The sequence below is a fragment of the Chelatococcus sp. HY11 genome (genome assembly GCF_018398335.1).
Lineage (GTDB): Bacteria > Pseudomonadota > Alphaproteobacteria > Rhizobiales > Beijerinckiaceae > Chelatococcus.
Map to the genome: position 1 here is coordinate 1,127,680 of NZ_JAHBRX010000002.1, position 23,839 is coordinate 1,151,518.

A 23,839-nucleotide genomic window follows, 5' to 3' on the forward strand; every position below is an offset into this window, starting at 1 on the left:
GTCATTGGGAAGGGCTGGCAGCAGGCGCCGGGCGCGCCGCCGTGCCGGGATTGTCGAGGCCGGGCAGGCCACGGGGCCCTGTTTGCCGCTGGGCCATGTTCGGAAAGAGGTGGTCAAACAGCCGGCGGAACAAGCTGGAGACGCCGTCCGGCAGGAAGACGACCACGAGGATCAGCGCGAGGCCATAAGCCATCCAAGGCGCGGACTTCGACAACTGGTCCGCGACATTTGGCACGAACTGGATGAACAGGGCCCCGAAGATCACCCCCCAGACCGAGTTCACGCCGCCGATCACCGCGCCCACGAGCAAGGTGATCGACAGGAACATGGTGAAGCTGTCCGGCGCCACATACTGCACGGTGATGGCGCTGAGCGCGCCCGCAGCCCCCGTCAGCATCGCGCTGAAGGCGAAGGCCAACGCCTTGTAGCGCGGCAGGTCGACCCCCATCGCGACAGCGGCGATGGGGTTGTCGCGGATCGCGATGAAAGCGCGTCCGATACGGCTGCGCAACAGGCCGAGCGTCGCGAAGAGGGCAAAGGCGGCCGACAGGAGGGCGATCAGATAGAGCCAGTGATCAGCGGTGAGAGGCAGGAATGACGGCGCCTCCGGCGGCATCAGGGCGATGCCAAGCACGCCGCCCGTCAGCCCTTCGATTGCCGGATGTTTCAACAGTTGCGGAAAGGCGATCGCCAGCGAGAAGGTGGCGAGCGCCAGATAGAGCCCCTTCAGCCGCAGGGCCGGCAGGCTGAACAGCGCGCCGAAGAGGAAGGTTGTCAGCGCCGCGAGCGGCAAGGCGAGCAGATAGGACACATGTGCCTTGTCGATGAGGATCGCCGCCACATAGGCACCGAGCCCGTAGAAGGCGCCCTGCCCTAGCGAAATCTGCCCGCAATACCCCGTGAGAACGACGATGCCCAGAATGGCGATGGCATAGTTCATCAGCATGGTCAGCTGGAATGTTCCGTAGCCGCTGACCACCAGGGGCAAAAGGGCGAGGCCGACAAGGATGACAAGCGGCAGGCTGTAACGAAGCGCCGCCGGCACGTTTGCGCGGGTCTGGCTGGTGTCGATCTGGCTGTTGTGCATGTTCATCGCCATTCCTAGACCCGCGCCGTGAGCGCCCGGCCGAACAGGCCGGCCGGCCGCACCATCACCACGGCGACGATCAGCGCGAGCGCCACCGTCAGCTTGAGCTCCGGACCAGCGATGTAGACGCCGATGATGTTCTCGAACATGCCGACCACGAAACCGCCGACAACCGCCCCCCACGGATTGTCGATGCCGCCCAGCAAGGCGCCGGCGAAGGCATAGAGCAGCACGCCACCCATCATGTTTGGCTCGAGGAAGACGACCGGCGCGATCATCATGCCCGCGACCGCGCCGATCGCGGCGGCAAGCCCCCATCCGATCGTCAACACCCAGTCGACCCGGATGCCGACAAAACGGCTGGAGAGCGGGTTCTGCGCGGCGGCTCGCATCGCCAGTCAAAAAGGCGTGAAGCGCAGGAAGCCCAGCAGCGCGCAGAGCACGATCAGTGTCACGAGGAACGAACCGACTTCATGGGCGGAAACGAGACGCCCGCCGAGAAAGCTCGGGAACGGGCTGGGAAACTGCCGTATCTCGGTGCCGCCGATCCAGCTGCTGGCGCTGTTGAACACGATAAGCAGCCCGACCGACACCGCGACGAAGGCAAAGTCGGAACGGCCGCTCACGCGTTTCATCACGACGCGTTCGACCAGGGCGCCGACGATGAAGGAAGCGCCCAGAACCAGCGCGAACACGAGCCAATAGGACAGGCCCGTACTGAGCAGATACCAGGCGCCGAAAGTGGAGGCTGTCGCCATCTCGCCTTGCGCGAAATTCACGTGATGAGTCGTCTGATAGATCATGACCAGGGCAAGCGCGAGGCTGGCATAGATGCCACCCGTCGCGATGCCGGCCACCAGCTGATGCAGGAACTCGGTCATTCTCAATGTCCAAGATAGGAGCGGCGAATGGCGTCGTCGCGCATGAGGTCCGCGGCGTCGCCATGCAACGCGATCTGCCCGGCCTCCAGCACATAGCCGTAGTCGGCCAGCTGCAGGGCCATGTTGGCGTTCTGCTCGACCAGCAGCATGCCGACGCCGCTCTCACGGTTGACCTGACGCAGGATCTCGAAGATCTCCGCGACGACCAGCGGCGCCAGACCGAAGGATGGCTCGTCGAGCAGCAGAACACGGGGTCTCTGCATCAGGGCGCGGCTCAGGGCCAGCATCTGCTGCTCACCCCCGGAGAGCGTCCCCGCCTGTTGCCGCCAGCGCTGCTTCAAGCGTGGAAAATACGTGTAGAAGCGCTCGATATCGGCCTCGACGGCGCGGTCCTTGCGGATATGCGCGCCAACGCGGAGATTGTCGTGGACGGACAGATGCACGAAGGTGCCACGGTTCTCGGGCACATGCGCCACACCGAGCCTGGCAACATTCTCAATCGCCCGGCCGGCGATGTTTTCGCCGTCGAGGACTATCCTGCCGCGGACCGGGATCACGCCGCAGATCGCGCGGATCGTGCTCGTCTTGCCCGCGCCGTTGGCGCCGAGCAGCGCCGAAATGCCGTCGCGCCGCACTTGCAAGTCGATGCCATGGAGGACGCGGGTGCGCCCGTAAGACGCCTCAAGCCGCTCGATGCTCAGCAATGCGCTCATTGCGCAGTCCCCAGATAAGCTTGCAGGACATCTTCGTTCTTCTGGACCGCGCTCGGTATCCCTTCAGCGATATTTCGCCCGAAGTTCAAAACAACGATCCGATCGCAAAGCTTCATGATGAAGCCCATGTGATGCTCGACAATGAGCACGGTGAGGCCGAGTCTGGCGCGCAGATCGACCACCAGATCGCCGAGCGCCTCCACTTCGTCGTGGATCAGGCCCGCCGCCGGCTCGTCGAGCAGGAGCAGCTTCGGCCAGGCCGCCAGCGCGCGCGCCAGTTCGATACGCTTCTGAAAGCCGAAGGGCAGATCTCCCGCGCTGACATGTCCCACCGCATCGAGGCCGACGAGCTTTGCGAGCTCCCAGGCCTCATCGCGGACACGGTCCTCTTCCCGTCTCGCGACAGGAAGACGGAAGACGTTACTGAGCACGCCACCCCTGGTGCGGCTGTGGGCGCCCAGCATGATGTTCTCGATCACCGACAGGGAGCGAAACAGCGCGAGGTTCTGGAACGTCCGGCCGATGCCCAGGCCGACCATGCGGGATGGACTGAGCCGGCCGAGCTTCACGCCGTCGAATTCGATCGCATCCGCCCCGATCGGCGCTAGACGGCTGAGACAGTTGAAGAGCGTCGTCTTCCCCGCGCCATTCGGGCCGATGATCCCGTAGATTTCGCCGTTTCCGACATCGAAGCTCACATCATTCAGGGCCACGATACCGCCGAAGCGAACCGTCAGGCCGCTGACCCGAAGGATCACCGAACGCGAATCGTCATCCCGGGCGGCGCTCGCAGGAAGCGGACCGGCCGATATCGAGTTGACCATATCACTCGCCATGGCTGCCGAGCACAATCAGGCGCGACCGGGAACAGTACGTCGTGCGGCCAATGCTTTAAAAGCACCCGGCTGAAGGATGACGCATGCCATTAGAATCCTCCGTTATTTTTATCTATTGATCGTTAGGTAGATTGAACTACAATGTCAATGGCCTGATGATCGATTCCTGCGTTACTGATCGTCCGACAATTGGTTTTTGGCGCTACTGATCGAGTATGAAATAATGCCCTGCATGGTACGAATTCACAAATTATCCGCGCGGCATCAAACGATACGTTATCCAAACGGGGCTACACGATGACGCAAGGGAAAAGCGTGAAACGCGCCAATAAAACGCCCGAGCCTCATCACGACATGGCCAATTTCGACAATCGTGAGCATCAGATACTCTCTGTCGCGCGTGACCTTTTCACGATGAAGGGATATGACGGCACCTCGATCCGTGACATCGCCGATGCCATCTCGATCAAGACCGCATCCATCTACTATTATTTTCCATCCAAGGAAGATTTGTTTGTCGAGGTCATGCGCCGTGGCATCGCCAAGATTTCTGACGCTGTCCGCGCTGCCGTCTCGCAGTCGTCCGATCCCTGGGAGCGGCTGGAACTGGCGGCCGTTGCCCATTGCGAGGCCATGCTTGCGGCCGAAGGCTTCCGTGTCCTGATCTCGCCCAAGCCGCCTGCTACACTGAGTGATGACAGTATTCGCAAGCTTGTGGCGCAGCGCAAGGCGCACGAGCAGCTGATTACGGAGATAATCAATCGCCTCGATCTCGCGCCGCATATCGATAAGACTATATTCATGTTCACATATCTTGCCGCCCTGAACGGAACGGCAATCTGGTACAATCCGGCGGGGAAGCTTTCTCCGTCTGAAGTTGCCAGGAAAACGATCGCTATTCTCAAAGGGGCGGCCGCGCCAGCATCCGCCGATGTCGGTGCGTGACACCGGGACGTTAGGGCTCCCGCGTGATGTTTGAAAATTAGCGGATCGATCAACCTCATAACCTCGTCTTATGCCGCCAGCTGCCTCCCCGAGGCGGGACGCCGTCATCGGCAGGCAGGATCGCGACTGCAAAGGACACAGGGTGGAACCTCTCACCGGCACAAAAATCGTGGAGATGGCGGGCATCGGCCCGGCTCCGTTCTGCGGCATGCTGCTGGCGGATCTCGGCGCTGACGTGATCTGCGTGCAGCGACCGAACCACGCCGACAGCGAATGGAACATCCCCGAGCGGTACGATCTGCTCAATCGCAACAAGCGGTCGGTGACCGTGGACCTGAAGTCCCCCAAGGGTGTCGAGGCAGCGCTCGAGCTGGTCGAGGCCGCCGATGTCCTTGTTGAGGGCTATCGCCCCGGGGTCATGGAGAAGCTCGGGCTGGCGCCCGACATCTGCCTATCGCGCAACAGGCGTCTCGTCTACGCGCGCATGACGGGCTGGGGCCAGACCGGGCCTCTCAGCCAGTCCGCCGGGCATGACCTCAATTACATCGCCATCACCGGGGCGCTGGGCGCCATCGGCAGCCGCAACGGGCCGCCCGCCATTCCACTCAATCTGGTTGGCGATTTCGGTGGGGGCTCCCTTTACCTCGCCATGGGCGTGTTGGCGGCGGTGATCGAGGCGCAGCGCTCCGGCAAGGGTCAGGTCATCGACGCCGCGATGATCGACGGCGTGGCGAGCCTGATGGCGGCCTTCCACGGCCAGTTGCAGGCCGGGTTGTGGAACGATGAACGCGGCTCCAACCTGCTGGATGGGGGAGCGCCCTACTACGGCGTCTACGAAACCAAGGATGGGCTCTACGTTTCGATCGCCGCTATCGAGACGAAATTTTATCGCGAGTTTCTGGAACGCGCGGGTCTCATCAACGAAGACTTGCCCGCGCAGACGGACCGCGCCGGCTGGGACGTGCTGCGTGCCCGTTTCACGCGCTTGTTCCTGTCGCGCACCCGCGACGAATGGTGCGATCTTCTCGAAGGCACGGACTGCTGCTTTGCACCTGTCCTCAGCCTGTCCGAAAGCCCCTTGCACCGCCAGAACGTCGCGCGCGACGTCTTCGCCAAGGTGGGCGGCGTCCTCAATCCGGCACCGGCGCCGCGCTTCAGCCGCACGCCTGGCAAACTGCGCAGCATGCCCGGCGCCAGAAGCGAGATTGGCGCCGTGCTGGCGGAATGGAACGGCAAGGCCACCCGAATAGCCGGGTGACTTGCACGGTCTCAGAACCCGACGTTGCTGGCGCCCTTGGTCTCCAGCATCCGGCGCGCGTCGTCCGGCGTGGCGATCTCCAGGGACAGTTCCTCGAGGATGCGCCTGATCTTCGCGACCTGCTCGGCGTTCGACTTGGCGAGTTGGCCGCGGCCGAGATAGAGCGAGTCCTCCAGACCGACGCGGACATTGCCGCCGAGGATGGCGCCCATGGTAACAAGCGGCATCTGGTGGCGGCCGGCGGCCAGGATGGACAGGTAGTAGTCATCGCCGAACAGCTTGTCGGCGGTCGCCTTCATATGAAGCATGTGCTCGGGCTGGGGCGCGATGCCGCCGAGGATGCCGAAGATCGACTGCACGAAGAACGGCGGCTTGACGATGCCGCGATCGGCGAAATGCGCCAGATTGTAGAGATGGCCGACATCGTAGCACTCGTATTCGAAGCGTGTGCCGAAATCGCCCAGTTCCCGCATGCCCCGCTCGATCTGATCGAACGTATTCGACAGGATGAAGCCCTTGGTCATTTCCAGGTAGGGCAATTCCCAATCGTATTTGAACTCGCGCACCCGGCCGGCCGCGCCCGAGATATTGAAGTTGAACGAACCCATGTTCATGGAGGCGATTTCGGGCTTGGCCCATTTTGCCGCCGCGAGGCGCTCGTCGAGCGTCATGCCAAGCCCGCCGCCCGTGGTGATGTTGACGATGGCGTCGGTCTGCTCCTTGATCGTCGGCAGGAACCGGGCGAACAAGTCCGGAGACTGCGACGGCTTGCCGGTTTCCGGCACACGCGCGTGCAGATGCAGGATGGCCGCGCCGGCTTGAGCCGCGCCCACGGCCTGCTCGGCGATCTGCTCGGGCGTGACCGGCAGATAGGGCGACATCGAGGGCGTATGGATCGAGCCTGTGATGGCGCAACTGATGATGACTTTGTCGGCTTTCTTCACGTTGTCCTCCTTAAAGTTTCTCTTGGATGGCACGCCAAGCCGTCATCAGGTCCGGCTGGTGCGCCGGCGCGGCGATCGCGATCAACGCCTCGGCCCGTTCGGGGACAGACCGACCACGAAGGTCGGCGATGCCGTGTTCCGTGACGATCACGTCCACATCCGTGCGGGCAATGGAAGCGATGTGGCCCGCGCCGAGCCGCGGCACGATCCGTGACACGGCCTCGCCGCCTTTCGCATAGGTGGACGGCAGGGCGACGATGCTGAGGCCGCCCGGCGCCTGACGCGCGCCGCGCGCGAAATCCGGCGCACCCCCCACCCCACTGACTGCCCTGCCGCCGGCCGTCTCGAGGTCGCACTGGCCAAGCAGATCGACCGTCAGCGCGGAATTGACGGCCAGCAGCCCGTCGATCGTGGCCAGATTGCGGGGATTATGGGTCACCGAGCAGGGTTGAACGGCGATGACATCCTGCGTGGCCGACCAGTCGTAGAGCCTGCGGCTACCGACGAGCACGCAGGTGACATGGCGAAAGTCGGGGTCGAGCAGCCCTTTGTCCGCGAGCGCGATCGCGCCGTCCGACAGCATTCCCGAATGCAGACGCAGCCGCCGCCGATCATGCAGCAAGCCGAACAGCGCGTCCGGCACCTTGCCGAGCCCGACCTGCAAGGCTGCGCCGTCGCGGACAAGCGTCGCAATGTGGCGAGCGATCGCCAAGGCCTCACCCCCCGACGTGCCGGGTTCATAGATTGGAAGGGGCGCGGAGGATTCCACCCACAAATCGAAGGCCGCGAGCGGCATGGTCGGCGCCCCGGACACAAAGGGCATGTTCGCATTGACCACGGCCACCCGGCGCACGGCGCGCGCCAGCACCTGCGGCGTGAACTCCACCGCAGCGCCAAGGGACACGCGGCCGTGGCGGTCCGGAAGCGACACCGTCACCACCACGAGCGTCGGGACGAGGCGCTCGTCCACGTGCTTCACGAAGCCATGGTAGGACATCGCCAGGTGCCGGAAACGCCCGTCGCGCTGGGCGTTACGGAAGCCGGGCTGCATGAAGAGGCCGGACACGCGTGCGGTGGGGTGCAGGCGGTCTAGATCGAGCGTGTTGATTCCCGGCACGAAGCTCGTCGTCAGGCTCACGCCCCGCGACCGTTCCGGATCAAGCTCAAGCGCCGCCACGAGATCCCGTGGCGCGCCCGCCGAGCCGGGGAGATAGACATGCGAACCGGCGACGCACTGGTCGAGCACGGTGTCGAGATGCGCCGCGGCCACGCTCATGACCGGGACTGACAAGCGAGATGCAGGTCGAGAATGTAGCGTGCCTGCTTGAGATGGGGGATATCCAGCATGCGGCCATCGAGCCCCACCGTGCCGGCGCCGGGGCTCGCCTCGAAGGCCGCGACGACGCGGCGGGCATGGTCGACCGCAGCCGCCGAAGGAGCGAAGGCCGTGTTGATGGTCTCGACCTGCGCCGGGTGGATGGCGATGCGGCCCGTGAAGCCCTCGTTGGCGGCGGCGACGCAGGATGCGAGCAGGCCATCCGTGTCGCGGAAATCCGCATAGAGGGTTTCGATGGCAAGGACACCGGCCGACTTCGCCGCGAGCAGGGTCGCCGAGCGCACCCACTGGTAGGTGAAAGCCCATTGCCCCGTCGCATCGCGGTTTGTGCTTGCGCCGATCGCCGCGCTCAGATCCTCCGCCCCCCAGGTAAACCCCAGCAGCCTCGGGAGCGCGACGTCGGCAAACTGGGCGAGGCGCAGGGGCGCGACCGGGGTTTCGGTGGCGACCGACATGACGCGCGTGCGGCCGCTTTCGAGCCCCTCCCGCGCCTCGAAGGCGTCGAGGTAGTGGCTGAGACGCAGCACATCGGCGGGGCCGTTCGTCTTTGGCACCAGGATCCCGTCAGGAATTCCTCCCATGGTGGCGGCAAGGTCGGCAAGCGCGCCGTCATCGAGCGGATTGATGCGGATCCAGAGTTGTGCCTGCCGTTTGGACGGCGGCCGGGCGTCGAGGAAGGTACGGATCATGGAACGGGCATCGGCCTTGCGCTCCGGAGCCACCGCGTCCTCGAGATCGAGGATCAGCGCATCGGCGCCAGCCCCCTCCGCCTTGCCGAGCTTCTTGTCGCTGTCACCGGGAATGAAAAGCCAGGAACGGATGGTCATGCCTGTCGCTCCGGCGCTGGTCCGGTCCTCTTGAGCTGCAAGCCGGATCGCTTGCAAGAAGCGACGAGCTCGCCCCTCTGGTTATAGGCACGGTGGATGAAGGTGACGATGCCCGCGTTCGGCCGCGATTTGCTCTCGCGCAGATCATGGACCTCGGTCTCGACGCGCAGCGTGTCGCCGTGAAAAACGGGTTTGGGGAAGCGCACCTCGTCCCAGCCGAGATTGGCGACCGCCTTGCCAAGCGTCGTGTCGGCGACCGAGATGCCAACCATGAGACCGAGCGTAAAGGCGGAGTTCACCAGCCGCTGGCCAAATTCCGTCTCCGTCCGGCAGTATTCCTCATCGAGATGCAGCAAAGCCGGGTTATGGGTCAGTGCACTGAAGAAGACATTGTCAGCCTCCGTGACAGTCCGGCGCAGTTCATGCCGAAATGTCTGGCCGATATGGAGTTCGTCGAAATAGGGCGCGGGCATCCCTGTCCTCCCGATTAGTAGGATTTCGGCAATCCAAGCGCTTTCTCAGCGAGGAATGAGAGGATGAGCTCCTCGCTGACGGGAGCGATCCGCGTCAGGATCGACTCCCGGAACAGACGTTCCACCTGATATTCACGCGCATATCCCATACCGCCGTGGGTCAGCACGGCACGCGTGCAGCTCTGGAACGCGGCCCTGCCCGCGAGAAGCTTGGCGGAATTGGCCTCCACGGCGCACGAAAGCCCCTGATCGTAAAGCCAGCCGGCCCGCAGGCACATCCAGTAAGCCGATTCCAGATAGGCCCAGCATTCCGCCAGCGGATGCTGGATGCCCTGGTTCTTGCCGATCGGCCGGCCGAAGACGACGCGCTCCTTCGCATAGCGGGCGGCCCGCTGCAGCGCGTCGCGCCCGACGCCGATCGCCTCGGTCGCCACCAGCACGCGCTCCGGATTGAGGCTATGGAAAATATATTCGAAGCCGCGCCCTTCCTCGCCGACCCGATCCTCTTCGGGAATGAAGATATTGTCGATGAAGACGGCATTGGAATCGACGGCGTTGCGACCCATCTTGTGAATGCGCCGCACCTCGATCTTCGCGCGGTCAAGGTCCGTGTAGAACAGGGTCATCCCCTCGCCCGGGCGCTTGCATTCGCTCTTGGGGGTGGTGCGGGTCAGCAGCAGGATCTTGTCCGCGACCTGGGCGGTCGATGTCCAGATCTTGCGTCCACTGACCTTGTAGCCGCCGGCTGTGCGCGTGGCGAAGGTCTTGATGCTGGTTGTGTCGAGCCCGGCATCGGGCTCGGTTACGCCGAAACAGGCCTTCTGCTCGCCCTTGATCAGCGGCACCAGCCAACGGTGCTTCTGCTCGGGCGTACCGTGGACCACTATGGAATGCGGGCCGAACAGGTTGATATGAATGGCTGACGCCGCTGAGTAACCACCGCCGCTCGATGTAACCGCGTGCATCATGATCGCTGCTTCGGTTACGCCAAGACCTGCGCCGCCCAGCTCTTCCGGCATCGTAATGCCCAGCCAGCCGCTATCGGCCATGGATCGATAATATTCTTGCGGAAAACGTGCGTTCTCCTCGCAGTCGGTCCAATAACCGTCATCGAATTGCGCGCATATCTTGCGGACGCTCTCATCGATGGCAAGTTGATCGTCGGACAGCACGAAATCCATGTCACCTCCGAAGGCCCTCACCGGCGGAATCCGCGGGCCGGCTCTGGCTGGCTTGCATCGCCGAATTATTGGTCTGATAATTCGCTTGTTTCAATGATTGGTGTCAAGTAAGAAAATCCAAGCGATGAAAACAGCGACTGCGGAGGAATCTCAGCCTCACATGAGAACATCGGACATCGACAGCGCTGCGCGGCCCGGCACGCAAGACGAGCTGCTGACCTGGGTGGAAGACATCTGCGGCGGAAAGATCGTCAATCGTAGGCAGATCGCCGGCGGAAACCGCTGCCATTCATGGGCCCTGGACATCGAGCCGCGCAACGGCGGCGCTCTCATGCCGCTTTATCTGCGCGTGCAAGTGGCCCCCACCATCGGGGTCGAGCCCTACACGGTCTGGCGCGAGGCCTCTGTATATCGTGCGGTGAAGGAACCGGCGGTCAGGATGCCGCGGCTCGTTGCCGCTCACGAAACGATCCCGGCGATCCTCACGGAGCGCGCGGCGGGAATCGCCGAATTCAGGCATCTCAAGGATGAGCCGGCGCGGCTCGCCATCAGCCAGGGTTTCGTCGCCGCCCTGGCGGCGCTTCATCGGCTCGATATCAGCACCCTGGACCTCGGGGCTCTCGCACGGCAAGACTTGAGCGTCAGGGCTGCGATCACTGAGGAAATCCAGATCTGGCGCGCGATGTACGAGGAAACCAGACGTCGCGATCCGCTGATCGACCTGGCTTTCTCATGGCTTGAGGCCAACCGTCCGAGGGTCGATGACCGCGCCGTGCTGGTGCACGGAGACGCGGGGCCGGGAAACTTCCTGTTCGACCGAGGCCGCCTGACGGCGCTGATCGATTGGGAGTTGGCGCATCTCGGCGATCCCATGGACGACCTCGCCTGGTTCTCCATGCGCTGCGTGATGGAGCCTGTCCCCGATTTCGTGGGCCGCCTCAGGGAGTATGAAGCCCATTCCGGCATCCGGGTCGATCGCGTGCGGCTCAACTTCCACCGCGTCCTCGTATCCCTGCGTGTCGTCGTCATCCGCCATCGCAACGTCAGCGGGCTTCCGGGCAATTCGCTGGTATCGCGCGCCTTGAACCGCCGGCTTCTGGTGGAAGCCATAGCCACCGCGTCGGGTATAGAGCTTCCAGTTTTGCCCAAGATGGTAGAGCCCGAAACGGCACGTTCACCGCTGTTCAACAAGATCATCGAGGACATCCGCACAGAGATCGTACCGCGCAGCACTGATCCTCATGCTATCGCTCTCCTGAAGGACGGCGCGAAAGTCATGAAACATCTTCGCGAGATGGATCGCTACGCGGCGGCGATGGAACAGCAGGAACTGCTTGCCCTCAACGTCTTCTTCGGAAAACCGCAGAACTCCCTGGCCGAGGGCCGCGCGGCGCTATCCCGACGTGTCCTTGATGGGGATTACGAGCTGGCGCGCCTCCTCACCTACTTCCACGGCAACGTCATCCGCGAGACCCAGCTCAACGCCGATGCGCAGGGTGGGCTTGCCACCCGTGGTTTTCCCGCGTTCTAGGTAACAGAGAGGTTCCATGTCAGCGATCGAGACCGCCGGCAACGACACCGCCGGCCCGGTTATCACCGGCAAGGACGACAGCTTCCATTTCGACGTCATGAGCGATCGTTGGTGGGAGACGGAAACGGCTTGGTTTGCGTTCTGCAATCCCGAACGTCGTCTAGGCGGATGGCTCTACACGATGGTGCGCCCCAACATCGGCACGGTGGCGGGCGGGGCCTGGATATGGGACGACAGCGCCCATCTGCCGTGGGAGGTGCTTTATTCCGCCAACTACACGGCGCTGCGCTTACCTGAGAACGCCGATCTCAACGACATCGCCCTGCCGACAGGGGTGTCGATCCGCACACTGGAGTCCCTGACGAAGTACCAGCTTGGCTTCAAGGACGAAGGCCGCGTCGATCTCGCCCTTACCTATGAAGCGATCATGCCACCCCGCCCGCTGCGGAAGCCCGGATCATCGTTCAAGCATCTCAGCCATTTCGACCAGTTCGGCCGCGTTCACGGCGATCTCGTACTGCACGGGGAGACGATTTCGATCGACTGTCTTGCCATTCGCGACCGCAGCTGGGGTCCCCGTCCGGAGCATCGTCCCGGCAAGAGCGCCTATGTCACAGGCATAGCATCCCCGCGGGACGCCTTCCTCGCCGTGACCACCTGGAATGATGAATCGAACACGATTGCCTACGGCTTCCAGATCCGCGACGGCGAAACGGCAGACCTGGTGGCGGGCAGACGCATCGTCGAGCGCTGCCCTAAGGCAGGCTGGGTCAATCGCATCATCATCGAGGCGACCGATGCGCTCGGCCGCCCCCTCCTGGCCGAGGGGCGGCGACTGAGCGGCATCATCATCAATCGTCACAGTTTCATCGATAGCAATGGCCTTATCGAATGGACAATCAACGGCAAGCTCGGCCACGGTGAAGATCAGGATATGTGGCCAACACATGCGTGGTCAGAATTCGCGCGAAGGAACAGGGCTGCCCGCTGACAACACGCTGGCGCCAGGGAGGAATGACTGTGGACTATCCGCTTGAGGGAATTACCGTCCTTGATCTCAGCCAGATTTACAACGGGCCTTACGCCACCTTCCTGATGGCCATGGCAGGCGCGACCATCATCAAGATCGAGCCGCCTGGCGGTGAGTCGCTGCGCCGGCGCGGGGTCGTCGGTGGCGCCGCCCTTCCCTTCGCCATGCTGAACGGCTGTAAGCAGAGCATCGTGCTCGATCTGAAATCGGCCGAGGACAAAGCCATATTTCTCGATCTCGTGCCGCAGGCCGATGTGGTCGTGGAGAACTTCGCTCCGGGAACGATGGACAGGCTCGGCCTTGGCGCGAGCGTACTGCAGGCGATCAATCCCAAATTAATCTATGCGGCGAGCTCCGGCTTCGGATCCGATGGACCTTATCGCAACTATCCGGCCATGGATCTGACGATACAGGCCCTGTCCGGCGTGATGTCGACGACCGGCTTTCCCGACCGGCCGCCGGTCAAGGCGGGACCTGCCTTGTGCGACTTCTTTTCCGGAGTTCACCTCTATGGGGCGATCGCGACAGCCCTGTTCGAGCGGGAGAGAACCGGCAAGGCGCGCTGCGTGGAGGTGGCCATGCAGGACGCGGTCTACCCTTCGCTCAGTTCAAGCCTTGGCTTGCATTGGGGCAGCGGCGGCCAAGGCGAGACGCCTCCACGCACAGGCAACCGGCATGCCGGTCTCGCCGAGGCGCCCTATAACGTTTATCCGACCTCGGATGGCTGGATCGCCATCATCTGCGTCGGCGAGCAGCACTGGCGATCGCTGGCGAAGGCCATGCAGCGTCCAGATCTCGCTGACGATCCGCGCTTCGGCACACTGAAGCAGCGTGTCGAGAACATGGATGCGATCGACGCGCTGGTGGGCGAATGGACGAGCCGCTACCCCCGCCAAGCGCTGTTCGAGTTGCTGATGGAGCATTCCGTGGCCTGCGCCCCGGTGCGTGAGCTCGACGAGGTGGTGAACGACCCGAACATGCATGCCCGTGGCGCGCTTCAATGGCAGGACCACCCTGAACTGGGGCGGATCGTGGTGCAGCATTCACCGCTGCGGTTCGCCGGCCTGCCGCTGCGCCCCATGGAGCCAAGCCGCAGGCTGGGCGCCGACACCGCCGCCGTGCTGACCGAGAGGCTCGGCGCACCGGCGGCGGCTTCATCGACCGAACTGAAAAAACAAGCGAGGGCATAGCCGCCGGATCGTCCATCGATCAGGCAGGCACCATGCATCTCACGTCTGAAGGAAAGACCCATGGGCGGAATGGTTGGAATCGACGTCGGGGGCACGTTCACCGACCTGATCTATTCGGCGGACGGCCAGACCGTTAGCCAGGTGCTGAAGGTTCCCTCAACGCCGGACGATCCGTCGCGCGCCATCGTGGACGCGCTGGCCGCGGGCAATATCGAGCCAAGCTCACTGGACATCGTTCTCCACGGCACCACCATCGCGACGAATGCGGTGATCGAGCGCAAGGGCGCGCGCTGCGCCCTGCTGACCACCCGCGGCTTCCGCGACATTCTCGAGCTTGGGCGTCGCGACAGGCAACGGATGTACGGCCTGACCGGCGTGCACCATCCGCTCGTGCCGCGCCAACTGCGCGCGGAGGTGGACGAGCGGCTCGACCATCGCGGCAATGTGATCACGCCACTCGACGAGGAGGGCGTGCGCGCCTTTGGCATGGCCATGAAGGCTGAGGAGATCGAGGCCATCGTCGTCGCCTTCCTCCATTGCTATGCCAACCCAACCCATGAGAACCGCGCTGCGGAGATCCTGCGCGAGATCTCGCCCGCCTGGGAGGTCGTGACGTCGAGCGGCGTCATCCGCGAATATTACGAGTTCGAGCGCACGAGCACGGCGACCGTCCAGGCCTATCTCCAGCCATTGGTGGCGCGTTATGCGGCGAACCTGCAGAGACGTCTCGCCGCCAAGGGTTTTGCCGGCGAGACTTTGGTGATGCAGTCCAATGGGGGTCTCGTCCCTCTGCCCCAGTTGCCGGGCCGCGCCGCCAATATTGTGCGTTCCGGCCCAGCGGCGGGCGTGATGGCCGCCGCCAGGATCGCGGCCGACGCCGGCTTTCCGCATGTCATCACCGGAGACATGGGCGGCACCAGCTACGACGTCGCGGTGCTGGTCAACGGCGTGCCGCGCATCGCTGAAACCACGGATCTCGACTTCCGGATCCCGCTGCGCCTGCCGATGATCGACGTGCACACCATCGGCGCGGGCGGCGGCAGCATCGCCTATGTCGATCGCGGCGGCATCCTGCAGGTCGGCCCGCGCAGCGCCGGCGCCGTTCCCGGGCCGGTGTGCTTCGGGCGTGGAGGGACGGAGCCAACCGTCGCCGATGCCAATGCCGTTCTCGCGCGCATCAACGCGGATCAGCCTATCGGGCTGAAGCATCTCGCCTCGCTTGACATTGATGGCGCGCGCCGCGCTATCGCAAGCCTCGGTGAGCAGATCGGTCTCGGCATCGAAGCGACCGCCGAGGCCATTCTCGCTGTCGTCAACCAGCGAATGGCAGGCCGCACCAGACTTCTGTCAGTGGAGCGGGGGCATGATCCGCGTGACTTCGCGCTCGTGGCCTTCGGTGGCGCGGGACCGTTGCACGGCGCGGCGATCATGCGCGAGGTGGGCGTGCGCACCATGTTGCTGCCGCCCAATCCGGGCGTGCTATGCGCCTTCGGCTGCTCGATCGCCGATCTGCGCTACGACCTGTCGCAGACGGTCGAGCGACCCGTGACCGATCTCGACGCCGCGTGGATCGCCGATGTGCTGCGCGGCCAGCGGAAGGACGGTGAAGCCCAGATCCTCGCGAGCGGCATCGCCGCCGAATCGATCACTGTCTCCCATTATGCGGATATGGCCTATGTCGGGCAGATCCACAGCCTGCGCGTGCCTGTCGGCGGCGACTGGTCGCGAGAGCGCATGGTGGAGGCCTTCGAGGCGGTCTATCGGCAGGAATACGGCAATACGCTCGGCGCCATACCGACTGTTATCGTCGGGCTGAAGACCGCCGTCACGGGCGTGCGCAGCAAAGCGCCGGCCGCAGCCGCGCATGCTGTCGAGGCCTATGCCGCAAAGCCCGACCGCACCCGCCAGGTGCATTTCGGCGAATGGCTCGACACCCCGGTCTATGACCGACAAGGGCTGCGCCCAGGCGCCACGTTCAGCGGACCGGCCATTGTCGAACAGGCCGACACCACCAGCGTCATCGAGCCGGGCATGGTCGCGAAGGTCGATCAGTTCGGCAACATTCTCGTGGAGATCGCCTGATGGATCCCGTCACCCTGGCCGTCGTGCGCGGCGCCCTCGAACAGATCGCCGACGAGATGGACATGCATCTCATTCACGCGGCCATCTCGCCCATCATTTCCGAGACGAACGATTGCGCGCACGGGATCTTCCATCCGCAGACCGGCGAAACCATCGCGCAGGGCAGCTACGGCCTGCCGCTCTTTCTCGCCAACATGCAATTCAGCGTGCAGCACCTCATCGAGGTCGTGAACAAGTCGGGCGGCTTCAAGCCCGGCGACGTCTGGATCATGAACGAGCCCTATCTGAGCGGCACGCACCTTCAGGACGTCGTGCTCGTGGCGCCCTATTTCGTGGGCGACACGCTGTTCGCGCTGCTGGCCAATACCGGCCACTGGATGGATGTCGGCGGCAGCGTGCCCGGCGGCTGGGCGCCGAGCGCCCAGGAGATCCACCAGGAAGGGATCATCATCCCGCCCCTGCGGCTCTATGATGGCGGTGTTTACAACAAGGCCGTTGTCGACATGATTCTGGCGAATGTGCGGCTACCGGGCCAGATCGCGGGCGACCTCGCCGCCATGGTCAATGTGTTCGCCCTCGGCGCGAAGGGCCTCGACGCGCTCGTCGGCAAGTATGGTATGGCGGAACTCTCGGCCTGTATCGCGCAGATGATGGAGAGCTCGGAAACGCAGATGCGCTCCTATGTCGCCGAAATTCCTGACGGCGCCTATACCGTCGAGGACTTCTTCGACAATGACGGCATTGAGGACAAGCCCCTGACCGTCGCGCTGAAAGTCGTGGTCGACGGAACCGACCTCAATTTCGACTTCACCGGCACGTCCGATGCGGCGAAGGGTCCGATGAACGTGGCGACGAGCACCGCGAAATCGATGTGCTATGTCGCGCTCAAGCACATCTTCCCCGATGTGCCGGTCAATGGCGGCGCTTTTCGGCCGACGCGTTTTACCATTCCCAAGGGCTGCCTGCTGGCGGCGGAATATCCCAAGCCCGTCGGCGGCACCACAGACGTGACCCAGCGTGTCGTCGATGCGGTGTTCGGCGCGCTGGCGCAGGCGATCCCGGAGAAAGTCCCCGCCGCCGCCTTCGGCACCGCCGGCGTCATGACGTTGTCGGGGAAGCGTCCGGATAGCGATGCGTATTACGTCGCCGTTTATCCCTATCCCGGCGGCTACGGCGGCAGCCATGTCTCGGACGGCCTGGTCAATGGCACGCCACCCGGCTCGATGGCCAAGTTCATGTCGGTCGAGATGTCGGAGCATCGCTATCCCATGCGCTTCGAATACCTTAAAATCCGCGAGGAATCAGCGGGTGCCGGCCTGCATGCCGGCGGCTGTGGCACTGCCTACGGCATTCGCGCCTTGTCGAACTGCGTCGTGTCCATCCTTGGCGACCGCGTCGACCACAGGCCGTTCGGCGTCCAGGGCGGCCAACCGGGCGCCGCCAATTCCGTGGAGTTCGAGGTGGGCGGCAAGACGTGGCGGCCACCCATGCGCAGCAAGATCGAGAAGCTCGCGCTCGCCAACGGTGACATCGTCCACCTCGCCTCGCCGGGTGGCGGCGGTTTTGGCGATCCGCTTCAGCGCGATCCGGCCCTGGTGCAGCATGATCTCGACGAAGGGCTGATCAGCCGCGAAACCGCCGAGAATATCTATGGTGTCACCATCGAGGAGCGACCGAAAGCCAGCGGGGGCCTCCGCTTTTGCGTCAGTGCCTCGGGAAGGCAAAAAGCCGCCGGACGGGACTGATGTGTATTTCCGTCGGGGTGGCTGGCGGGATTCAGATGAATACGTGATAATTCCGCGCTTGCCTGCGACGAGCCAAATGAGGTCAAAGGCGATCTCGGCCGTTCATGCCCTTGCCTCGGGAGTTTGCGAATTTGACTGAGAAGGAACCGAGCGGGATCGTACCGATATTCGTGCCCAAGGCCTCGGATATATTGGCCGCGCGCCTACGCGATCTCATTCTTGCGGGTAAGTTCGTAGCGGGCGATATGCTGCCGGCCGAGCGAGAACTGGTCGCGGAATCAGGCCTGAGCCGCGCGTCGGTGCGCGAGGCGCTCCGGGTCCTCGAAGCTGAGAACCTGGTTACGACCCGCCCCGGCCGACTTGGCGGCTCGATGGTGACCCTTCCCGGCCGCAAGTCCGTCGCGCGCTCGGTGGAGCTGTTCATCCGCACCCACGGTATCCGGCTCGAATCGCTACTGGACTGTCGGCTAGCCGTCGAGCCCATGATGGCGAGCCTGGCCGCTGTCAAACGAAGCCCGGAAGAATTGGCTGAGATGGAGCGACTCCACGAAGCCTTTCTCGCCTCGGGCGACGACATCGCCGCCTACAAGCAGATCAATCTCGAATGGCATCTGGCGGTGGCGCGCGCGAGCCAGAACGAACCGCTGATCGCTCTGATGGAAGCGATTTCAGACTCCATCCTGAAGGCGGCAGACTACCAGCAGGTCACCACTGAAGGTATCCGCCACGAAGCTTTTCTCGCCCATACCCGGATTATGAAGGCGATCACTCAGGGTGATGCGGCGTTAGCCTTCAAGAGCATGGAGCGCCACGTCAGCGCCTATAGCAAGGTGGCGCGCGAGCGTCTCCACCGGCAGCAGGTCTCGGCCAATCTCCAACCGGAAAAACGACTTCGGAAAAAGGAGCCTGCCGCGGACTGAGCGTATCGTGAGCTCACGCGGGTTGGTCCGGGAACACGGACAGTTGCGCGCGATGCGCTGAGGTTTGGCCCCCGAGGCCGCAAGGCTCAGCGCATGCCGCCGACCGATAACCGAGGCGCTTGCCTTACGCGCCCATGTAGGCGGCCTGCAGCGCCGGATCATTGCGCAAGTCGTCGGAACTGCCGGACCGGACAATCCGGCCGTGCTCCACGACATAGGCCCGCTTCGACAGCTCGAGGGCCTCCTCCACATTCTGCTCGACCAGGACGATGGACAGACCTTCGTGGCGCGCCAACGCCTCCACGAGCTCGAACACCTTGCCCACCATCATTGGCGACAGCCCGACAGAAGGCTCGTCGAGCATCAGCAGCTTCGGGCGGCTCATCACCGCCCGCGCAATGGCGCACATCTGGCGCTCGCCGCCGGAGAGATGCCCCGCCAGTTGTTCGCGACGCTCCGCGAGGACCGGGAAAAGGCTGATGACTTCCTCCAGCCTGTCCTTCGCATCCTGCCGGGAACGTCGAGCGAAATAGCCAAGTTCCAGGTTTTCCTGGACGGTCATGAAGGGAAACAGCCGGCCGCCCTCGGGCACCATCACGAGGCCCATGGCGGGCAAGCGGTGCGGTGCGATCGTGGTGATATCAGTGCCGTCGAAATGGATCGACCCGCGCGTGACCTCTACCAGCCGGGTGATGGCGCCGAGCAACGTGCTCTTTCCGGCGCCATTGGCGCCGACAATGGACACGATCTCGCCGTCGGAAACCGAAAGCGAGATGCCTTCGAGCACGGCCGCCTGATTGTAGCCGGCGTGGAGATCTCGGATTTCCAGGATGGTATTCACCGGCGCGCCTTCCCGATATAAGCCTCGACCACCTGCCGGTCGGACAGCACATCCTCCGGGCTTCCCTGCGCGATTTTCGTACCGAAGTTCAGCACGACCACCTGGTTGGCAAAGGCCCGCACGACTTTCAGATTGTGCTCGATGACCAGGATCGTGAAGCCTTCGCGGTGAAGCCGCTGCACGAGCGTGATGACCTCGTCGACCTCTGTCTGGTTGAGCCCCGCCATCACTTCATCCAGCAGGATAATGGTAGGATCAAGCGCGAGGGCGCGCGCGATCTCAAGCCGCCGGCGCTCGCTGAGCGTGAGCAGGCCGGCCCTCACCGAAGCGCGGGCCGACAGGCCGACCATCTCGAGCGCTTCGCTCGCCCGCCGGGCGGCCGCCTGCGCGCCGCGGTTGTGTAGAAAGGCGCCGATGAGCGCGTTTTCAAGCGTTGTAAGCGAGGTCAGCGTCTTGGAGATCTGGAACGTGCGGCCAAAGCCGAGCACCGCGCGCTTCTGCGGCGACGCGGCCGTGATGTCCTCGCCCTTGAAGAGCACCGCGCCCGACGAAACCTTCAGCTGCCCCGTCACAAGGTTGAACAGGGTAGTTTTGCCGGCCCCGTTCGGGCCGATGAGGCTCACGAGATCGCCCTTGGCCATTTCCAACGAGACGTTGTTGACCGCTGTCAGTCCCCCGAAACGCTTGGTGACACCATCGATCTTGAGAAGCGGCTCAGCCATGGCGGCGCCTCCTGATTGACTGCCAGGCGCTTTCGACGGCGCCGACGATGCCGCGCTTCAGGAAGAGCGAACACAGGATGAGAACTGCCCCCAGCACAACGAGATGGCCTCCCGGGATTGAGCCACCGATCGTCGCCCGCAGGTAAAACTCTACCGGCACGATGAGCAGCGCCCCGACCAGGGGGCCGAAGAGGGTGCCAACGCCGCCTATCAGCGAGATGAGCAGGAAGCGGACGCCGATGTCGGGCAAGGAGAGCAGCGTCGGGGGATCGATGAAGCGCAGATACAAAGCGAAGAACACGCCCCCCATCGCTGTCAGCGCCGCGCTGAGCGCCATGCCCGTCATTTTGACATACAGCACGTCGATACCGCTCGCCTGCGCCGCATCCTGATCGTCGCGGACAGCCTGGAGATAGTATCCAAGCCGGGTTCTGTAGACGAAACCGCTGACGATCAGGCAGAAGATGAGGAACCCGAGCATCAGCAGGGCATAAGAGAAGCGGTTCGTGAATATCATGTTTGAAAACCCTGCCTTGAATGGCAGGGACATGCCACGTGGTCCGCCCGTCAGGCTGTCGAAGTAATTGGCGAGCACGAAGGCGACCTCGCTGACGGCCAAGGTTGCGATGCCGAAGAACTTTCCCTTCAGGCGAAACAGCGGCCAGCAGATCAAGGCGGCCGCGATCGCGGCCGCCAGTGCGGCCGGCACCAGCGCGATCCACGGCGAAAGGCCGAACCGGATGTAGAGGTTGCCGGCGAGATAAGCCCCGATGGCGAAGTAGACGCCGTGGGCGAGCGAGAACTGTCCGCCATAGCCGCCGATGATATTCCAGCTTGTTGCCAGCGCCGCGAAGAGAAAGGTGTAGGACAGGATGTTCATGTAGAACGGCTGGCCGGACAACAGCCAGGTGCAGCCCAGCAAGACGATCGCCACCGCCGCGATACGCACCAGTTCCGTATCAAAGGTGGTGAGACCTGTGACGGATTTTGCTTTCAACGCGGATGCCGGCATGGGCAATGTGTCAGTTCTGCTCACGGAGACCTACCTCTTCAGCGCCCATGACACCGAATAGTCCGCTCGGACGGACGATCAGCACGATGATAAACACGAGGAACCAGGCGACATGCTTGAGTTCCGGATTGACGTAGTACCCGGCGAACGCCTCGATCATGCCGATGATGAACCCCCCGGCGAAGGCGCCCCAGACGCTGCCGAGCCCGCCGAGAACAACTACTGCGAAGGCCGCGACAATGAAGTTCCCGCCGATCTGCGGCGACATGGTGTAGATCGGCGCGAGCAGGGTGCCGGCGAGCCCGGCCAGCGCCGCGCCCGTGCCGAAGGTGAGCATGTAGGTCCACTCGACATTGATGCCCATGAGCCGGGCCGAACGGCGATCCTGTGTCACCGCGCGCACGGATTTGCCGAGAAGCGTGTGCTTCAGGAACCAGCTGAGCCCGATGGCGACAACGCAAACGGAAAGCAGGACAATGAGCCGCGAGAGGCTGAGGCTCACCCCGCCAAGGTCGAAATGGACCTGCGACAAGGGCGTCGGCACGGTGTAGCTCATGCCGCGGGTAATCGCCAGGACCATGTTCTGCAGCAACAGCAGCAGGCCGAAGGTGGCAAAGACCTGCATCATCGGTTCGTTCTGCAGCGGTTGCAGGATGAAGCGCTGAACCACCACGCCGAAGAGGAACAGGCTCGGCACCACCACCAGGATGGACACATAGGGATCGACGCCGATCAACAGATACGCGAGATAAGCGCCGTACATGCCCAGCATAACGAATTCGCCCTGGGCGAAATTGACAATGCGGATGACGCCAAAGATGAGATTCAACCCGATACTGACGAGTCCGTATATACCGCCAAGCAGCAAGCCGACTGTGACGACGTTGATAAAGGCTGACATTATGGGCGCCTCCGCGAGACACGCGCCGACAGAGATGGCAGCGCGTGTCCTACATTATTTTACTTGGAAGAAAGGCCGATGGGCTTGACGCCCGGAACAGCCGCTTCATTCGGATACACGGTGACGACCTTGCCGCCCTGCCACTGGCCCACCGTCGGGAAGGCCAGCCCGTTCTGCATCTTGTCATCGAACTTCACGCCAAAACCCGTCGCATAGGAGCCGAGCGGCTTGTTCAATGCTTTCGCCGCGGCAACGACGGCCTCGGGCTTTGTCCCGCCCGCCGCCTTGATGGCCTCGGCCATTACCTGAAAGCCGACATAGGCGTTGAGGCTCTGGGGCGCGATCGGCTCGCCGCCGAACTTCGCCTTATAGGCGGCGAGATACTCGTCCTTGCCCGGGCCGAATTTCTCCGAAATATCGTAGCGCGGATAGGACACGACGAAAATGCCTTCGAGACCCGCCGGGCCCAGAGCCTCGAGGGTCTCCTTGGTATCGGCGGTACCGTTGAAGATCGTTACCGGCGGCTTGAAGTTCTGGCCTTGCGCGGTGCGCAACAGAAGATTGCTGTCAGGGATGTAGCCGGTGCTCAGCCACACGTCGGGCGCGCCGTCGCGCATGCGCAAGATCACGTCCGTCAGATCGATGGACTTGGCGCTATAGGGCGTCTTGCCGACGACCTTGACACCCGCCTCTTTCAGAAGCTCCGCCTGGCGATCGCCGATCGTGGTGCCATAGACTGAATCCTCATGGGTGATCCAGACCTTCAGATCACCCGGCTTCTTGCCGAGACCGTTGGCGACGAGATCGACCACCGCCTTAGCCGAGAGTTCGGCAAAGGTGCCGGCCGAAGGCCCCGACCGCACGAAGTTCGGCAGGCCGCGCTCGGTGAGGTTGGCGGCAAGCGCATTCGTGTCCCAGTAGAGCTTGTCATACTGCAATGCCGCCTCGCTGCCGGCGGCGGCGACCGCGCTCATGTAGGTGCCGATGAAGACATCGACGTTGTCGCGGGTCGATAACTGGTCGATCGAGGCGATCGCCTCCTGCGCGTTCGTGGCATTGCCGCGGATGATCTTGATCGGCTTTCCAAGCAATCCGCCATTGGCGTTGATCTTCTCGGCGGCAAGTTCATAGCCGCGTGTGACCTCGTCTCCATAGAGGGCGACCGCTCCGGAGTAAGGGTTGATGGCACCAACTTTGAACGCGTCCTGCGCGTGGGCGCTGCCACCGGCGAGGGCCAGACTGCCGGCCGCGGCAAGCAAAAGGCTACGCTTCGTGAACTTGATCATATTCCATCCTCCTCCCGTTTTGCCGGGACGCCCGGATTCTTCGGATCTGTCCCGGCGACTCGATCAACGTTTCCACCTGGTCCGGCGCCTTTCCGCCA

21 protein-coding genes and 1 pseudogene are annotated in these 23,839 nt (G+C 63.5%); 8 read left to right on the plus strand and 14 right to left on the minus strand.

The genetic code is table 11. The annotated features are described in order from the left end of the window. Position 1: 1 nt before the first annotated feature. The 4 genes and pseudogenes from KIO74_RS26030 to KIO74_RS26045 form a co-directional block, all read right to left on the minus strand. Positions 2-1,093, minus strand: a complete 1,092-nt coding sequence (locus tag KIO74_RS26030; RefSeq protein ID WP_213337956.1) for a branched-chain amino acid ABC transporter permease — start codon at positions 1,091-1,093, stop codon at positions 2-4. Positions 1,094-1,101: 8 nt separating this feature from the next. Further along, positions 1,102-1,968 (minus strand): annotated as a pseudogene (locus tag KIO74_RS26035) (branched-chain amino acid ABC transporter permease). 2 nt (positions 1,969-1,970) lie between these two features. Continuing rightward, complete coding sequence (locus KIO74_RS26040; protein WP_213337958.1) at positions 1,971-2,681, minus strand: ABC transporter ATP-binding protein; 711 nt, start codon at positions 2,679-2,681, stop codon at positions 1,971-1,973. Beyond that, entirely contained in the window at positions 2,678-3,505 is an 828-nt protein-coding gene (locus KIO74_RS26045) for an ABC transporter ATP-binding protein (protein WP_213337960.1), read from the minus strand. Before KIO74_RS26045 ends, KIO74_RS26040 begins: the two co-directional genes overlap by 4 nt. Positions 3,506-3,832: 327 nt before the next feature. Here KIO74_RS26045 and KIO74_RS26050 point away from each other — a divergent pair, with 327 nt between their 5' ends. Both KIO74_RS26050 and KIO74_RS26055 read left to right on the plus strand, forming a co-directional pair. Further along, positions 3,833-4,462 carry a TetR/AcrR family transcriptional regulator gene (locus KIO74_RS26050; RefSeq protein ID WP_213337962.1) on the plus strand — a complete coding sequence of 210 codons (630 nt, stop codon included), beginning with the start codon at positions 3,833-3,835 and terminating at the stop codon, positions 4,460-4,462. Positions 4,463-4,604: 142 nt separating this feature from the next. Then, the gene (locus KIO74_RS26055) at positions 4,605-5,720 is read left to right on the plus strand and encodes a CaiB/BaiF CoA transferase family protein (RefSeq protein WP_291978404.1); all 1,116 of its coding nucleotides are present in this window, start codon (positions 4,605-4,607) and stop codon (positions 5,718-5,720) included. Between the two features lie 11 nt (positions 5,721-5,731). On the opposite strand, the gene kce is transcribed toward KIO74_RS26055, so the two are convergent. From kce to KIO74_RS26080, 5 genes are read right to left on the minus strand one after another with little or no spacing between them, the layout of a single operon-like run. Further along, positions 5,732-6,664, minus strand: a complete 933-nt coding sequence (gene kce, locus KIO74_RS26060; RefSeq protein WP_213337966.1) for a 3,5-dioxohexanoate:acetyl-CoA acetone transferase — start codon at positions 6,662-6,664, stop codon at positions 5,732-5,734. 10 nt (positions 6,665-6,674) lie between these two features. Further along, the gene (locus KIO74_RS26065; protein ID WP_213337968.1) at positions 6,675-7,940 is read right to left on the minus strand and encodes an acetyl-CoA hydrolase/transferase family protein; all 1,266 of its coding nucleotides are present in this window, start codon (positions 7,938-7,940) and stop codon (positions 6,675-6,677) included. Next, on the minus strand, positions 7,937-8,827 hold the full coding sequence (locus KIO74_RS26070) for an HpcH/HpaI aldolase/citrate lyase family protein (RefSeq protein ID WP_213337969.1): 891 nt from the start codon (positions 8,825-8,827) through the stop codon (positions 7,937-7,939). The genes KIO74_RS26065 and KIO74_RS26070 overlap by 4 nt, the downstream gene beginning before the upstream one ends. Next, positions 8,824-9,300, minus strand: coding sequence for a MaoC family dehydratase (locus KIO74_RS26075; RefSeq protein ID WP_213337970.1), 477 nt, complete (start codon positions 9,298-9,300; stop codon positions 8,824-8,826). The genes KIO74_RS26070 and KIO74_RS26075 overlap by 4 nt, the downstream gene beginning before the upstream one ends. 14 nt (positions 9,301-9,314) lie before the next feature. After that, a complete protein-coding gene (locus KIO74_RS26080) occupies positions 9,315-10,481 on the minus strand; it encodes an acyl-CoA dehydrogenase family protein (RefSeq protein ID WP_213337971.1) in 1,167 nt (388 codons plus the stop codon). Positions 10,482-10,641: 160 nt separating this feature from the next. Between KIO74_RS26080 and KIO74_RS26085 the strand changes: the two genes are divergently transcribed. The 6 genes from KIO74_RS26085 (at position 10,642) to KIO74_RS26110 (ending at position 18,979) form a co-directional block, all read left to right on the plus strand. Then, entirely contained in the window at positions 10,642-12,012 is a 1,371-nt protein-coding gene (locus KIO74_RS26085) for a phosphotransferase family protein (protein ID WP_213337972.1), read from the plus strand. Positions 12,013-12,028: 16 nt separating this feature from the next. Continuing rightward, positions 12,029-13,003 carry a DUF7064 domain-containing protein gene (locus KIO74_RS26090; RefSeq protein WP_213337973.1) on the plus strand — a complete coding sequence of 325 codons (975 nt, stop codon included), beginning with the start codon at positions 12,029-12,031 and terminating at the stop codon, positions 13,001-13,003. Between the two features lie 23 nt (positions 13,004-13,026). Continuing rightward, entirely contained in the window at positions 13,027-14,232 is a 1,206-nt protein-coding gene (locus KIO74_RS26095) for a CaiB/BaiF CoA transferase family protein (protein WP_249731481.1), read from the plus strand. 60 nt (positions 14,233-14,292) lie between these two features. Further along, complete coding sequence (locus KIO74_RS26100; protein ID WP_213337977.1) at positions 14,293-16,314, plus strand: hydantoinase/oxoprolinase family protein; 2,022 nt, start codon at positions 14,293-14,295, stop codon at positions 16,312-16,314. Next, positions 16,314-18,059: a hydantoinase B/oxoprolinase family protein gene (locus KIO74_RS26105; protein WP_213337979.1), complete on the plus strand. Its 1,746-nt coding sequence runs from the start codon at positions 16,314-16,316 to the stop codon at positions 18,057-18,059. The genes KIO74_RS26100 and KIO74_RS26105 overlap by 1 nt, the downstream gene beginning before the upstream one ends. A gap of 104 nt (positions 18,060-18,163) precedes the next feature. Beyond that, positions 18,164-18,979, plus strand: a complete 816-nt coding sequence (locus tag KIO74_RS26110) for a FadR/GntR family transcriptional regulator (RefSeq protein WP_283772190.1) — start codon at positions 18,164-18,166, stop codon at positions 18,977-18,979. A gap of 124 nt (positions 18,980-19,103) precedes the next feature. Here KIO74_RS26110 and KIO74_RS26115 read toward each other — a convergent pair whose 3' ends face one another. From KIO74_RS26115 to KIO74_RS26135, 5 genes are read right to left on the minus strand one after another with little or no spacing between them, the layout of a single operon-like run. Then, the gene (locus tag KIO74_RS26115; RefSeq protein WP_213337982.1) at positions 19,104-19,820 is read right to left on the minus strand and encodes an ABC transporter ATP-binding protein; all 717 of its coding nucleotides are present in this window, start codon (positions 19,818-19,820) and stop codon (positions 19,104-19,106) included. After that, positions 19,817-20,542, minus strand: coding sequence for an ABC transporter ATP-binding protein (locus tag KIO74_RS26120; protein WP_213337983.1), 726 nt, complete (start codon positions 20,540-20,542; stop codon positions 19,817-19,819). The genes KIO74_RS26115 and KIO74_RS26120 overlap by 4 nt, the downstream gene beginning before the upstream one ends. Beyond that, the gene (locus KIO74_RS26125; RefSeq protein WP_213337984.1) at positions 20,535-21,578 is read right to left on the minus strand and encodes a branched-chain amino acid ABC transporter permease; all 1,044 of its coding nucleotides are present in this window, start codon (positions 21,576-21,578) and stop codon (positions 20,535-20,537) included. The genes KIO74_RS26120 and KIO74_RS26125 overlap by 8 nt, the downstream gene beginning before the upstream one ends. After that, a complete protein-coding gene (locus tag KIO74_RS26130; RefSeq protein ID WP_213337985.1) occupies positions 21,565-22,455 on the minus strand; it encodes a branched-chain amino acid ABC transporter permease in 891 nt (296 codons plus the stop codon). The genes KIO74_RS26125 and KIO74_RS26130 overlap by 14 nt, the downstream gene beginning before the upstream one ends. 59 nt (positions 22,456-22,514) lie before the next feature. Beyond that, complete coding sequence (locus KIO74_RS26135) at positions 22,515-23,741, minus strand: ABC transporter substrate-binding protein (RefSeq protein WP_213337986.1); 1,227 nt, start codon at positions 23,739-23,741, stop codon at positions 22,515-22,517. Between the last annotated feature and the right edge of the window lie 98 nt (positions 23,742-23,839).

Bases quoted from the DNA above. Each gene is read 5' to 3' on its own strand.
- KIO74_RS26030 (WP_213337956.1), bottom strand. From the start codon at position 1,093: ATGAACATGCACAACAGCCAGATCGACACCAGCCAGACCCGCGCAAAC.
- KIO74_RS26040 (WP_213337958.1), bottom strand. From the start codon at position 2,681: ATGAGCGCATTGCTGAGCATCGAGCGGCTTGAGGCGTCTTACGGGCGC.
- KIO74_RS26045 (WP_213337960.1), bottom strand. From the start codon at position 3,505: ATGGTCAACTCGATATCGGCCGGTCCGCTTCCTGCGAGCGCCGCCCGG.
- KIO74_RS26065 (WP_213337968.1), bottom strand. From the start codon at position 7,940: ATGAGCGTGGCCGCGGCGCATCTCGACACCGTGCTCGACCAGTGCGTC.
- KIO74_RS26070 (WP_213337969.1), bottom strand. From the start codon at position 8,827: ATGACCATCCGTTCCTGGCTTTTCATTCCCGGTGACAGCGACAAGAAG.
- KIO74_RS26075 (WP_213337970.1), bottom strand. From the start codon at position 9,300: ATGCCCGCGCCCTATTTCGACGAACTCCATATCGGCCAGACATTTCGG.
- KIO74_RS26080 (WP_213337971.1), bottom strand. From the start codon at position 10,481: ATGGATTTCGTGCTGTCCGACGATCAACTTGCCATCGATGAGAGCGTC.
- KIO74_RS26085 (WP_213337972.1), top strand. From the start codon at position 10,642: ATGAGAACATCGGACATCGACAGCGCTGCGCGGCCCGGCACGCAAGAC.
- KIO74_RS26090 (WP_213337973.1), top strand. From the start codon at position 12,029: ATGTCAGCGATCGAGACCGCCGGCAACGACACCGCCGGCCCGGTTATC.
- KIO74_RS26095 (WP_249731481.1), top strand. From the start codon at position 13,027: ATGACTGTGGACTATCCGCTTGAGGGAATTACCGTCCTTGATCTCAGC.
- KIO74_RS26100 (WP_213337977.1), top strand. From the start codon at position 14,293: ATGGGCGGAATGGTTGGAATCGACGTCGGGGGCACGTTCACCGACCTG.
- KIO74_RS26105 (WP_213337979.1), top strand. From the start codon at position 16,314: ATGGATCCCGTCACCCTGGCCGTCGTGCGCGGCGCCCTCGAACAGATC.
- KIO74_RS26110 (WP_283772190.1), top strand. From the start codon at position 18,164: ATGCCCTTGCCTCGGGAGTTTGCGAATTTGACTGAGAAGGAACCGAGC.
- KIO74_RS26120 (WP_213337983.1), bottom strand. From the start codon at position 20,542: ATGGCTGAGCCGCTTCTCAAGATCGATGGTGTCACCAAGCGTTTCGGG.
- KIO74_RS26130 (WP_213337985.1), bottom strand. From the start codon at position 22,455: ATGTCAGCCTTTATCAACGTCGTCACAGTCGGCTTGCTGCTTGGCGGT.
- KIO74_RS26135 (WP_213337986.1), bottom strand. From the start codon at position 23,741: ATGATCAAGTTCACGAAGCGTAGCCTTTTGCTTGCCGCGGCCGGCAGT.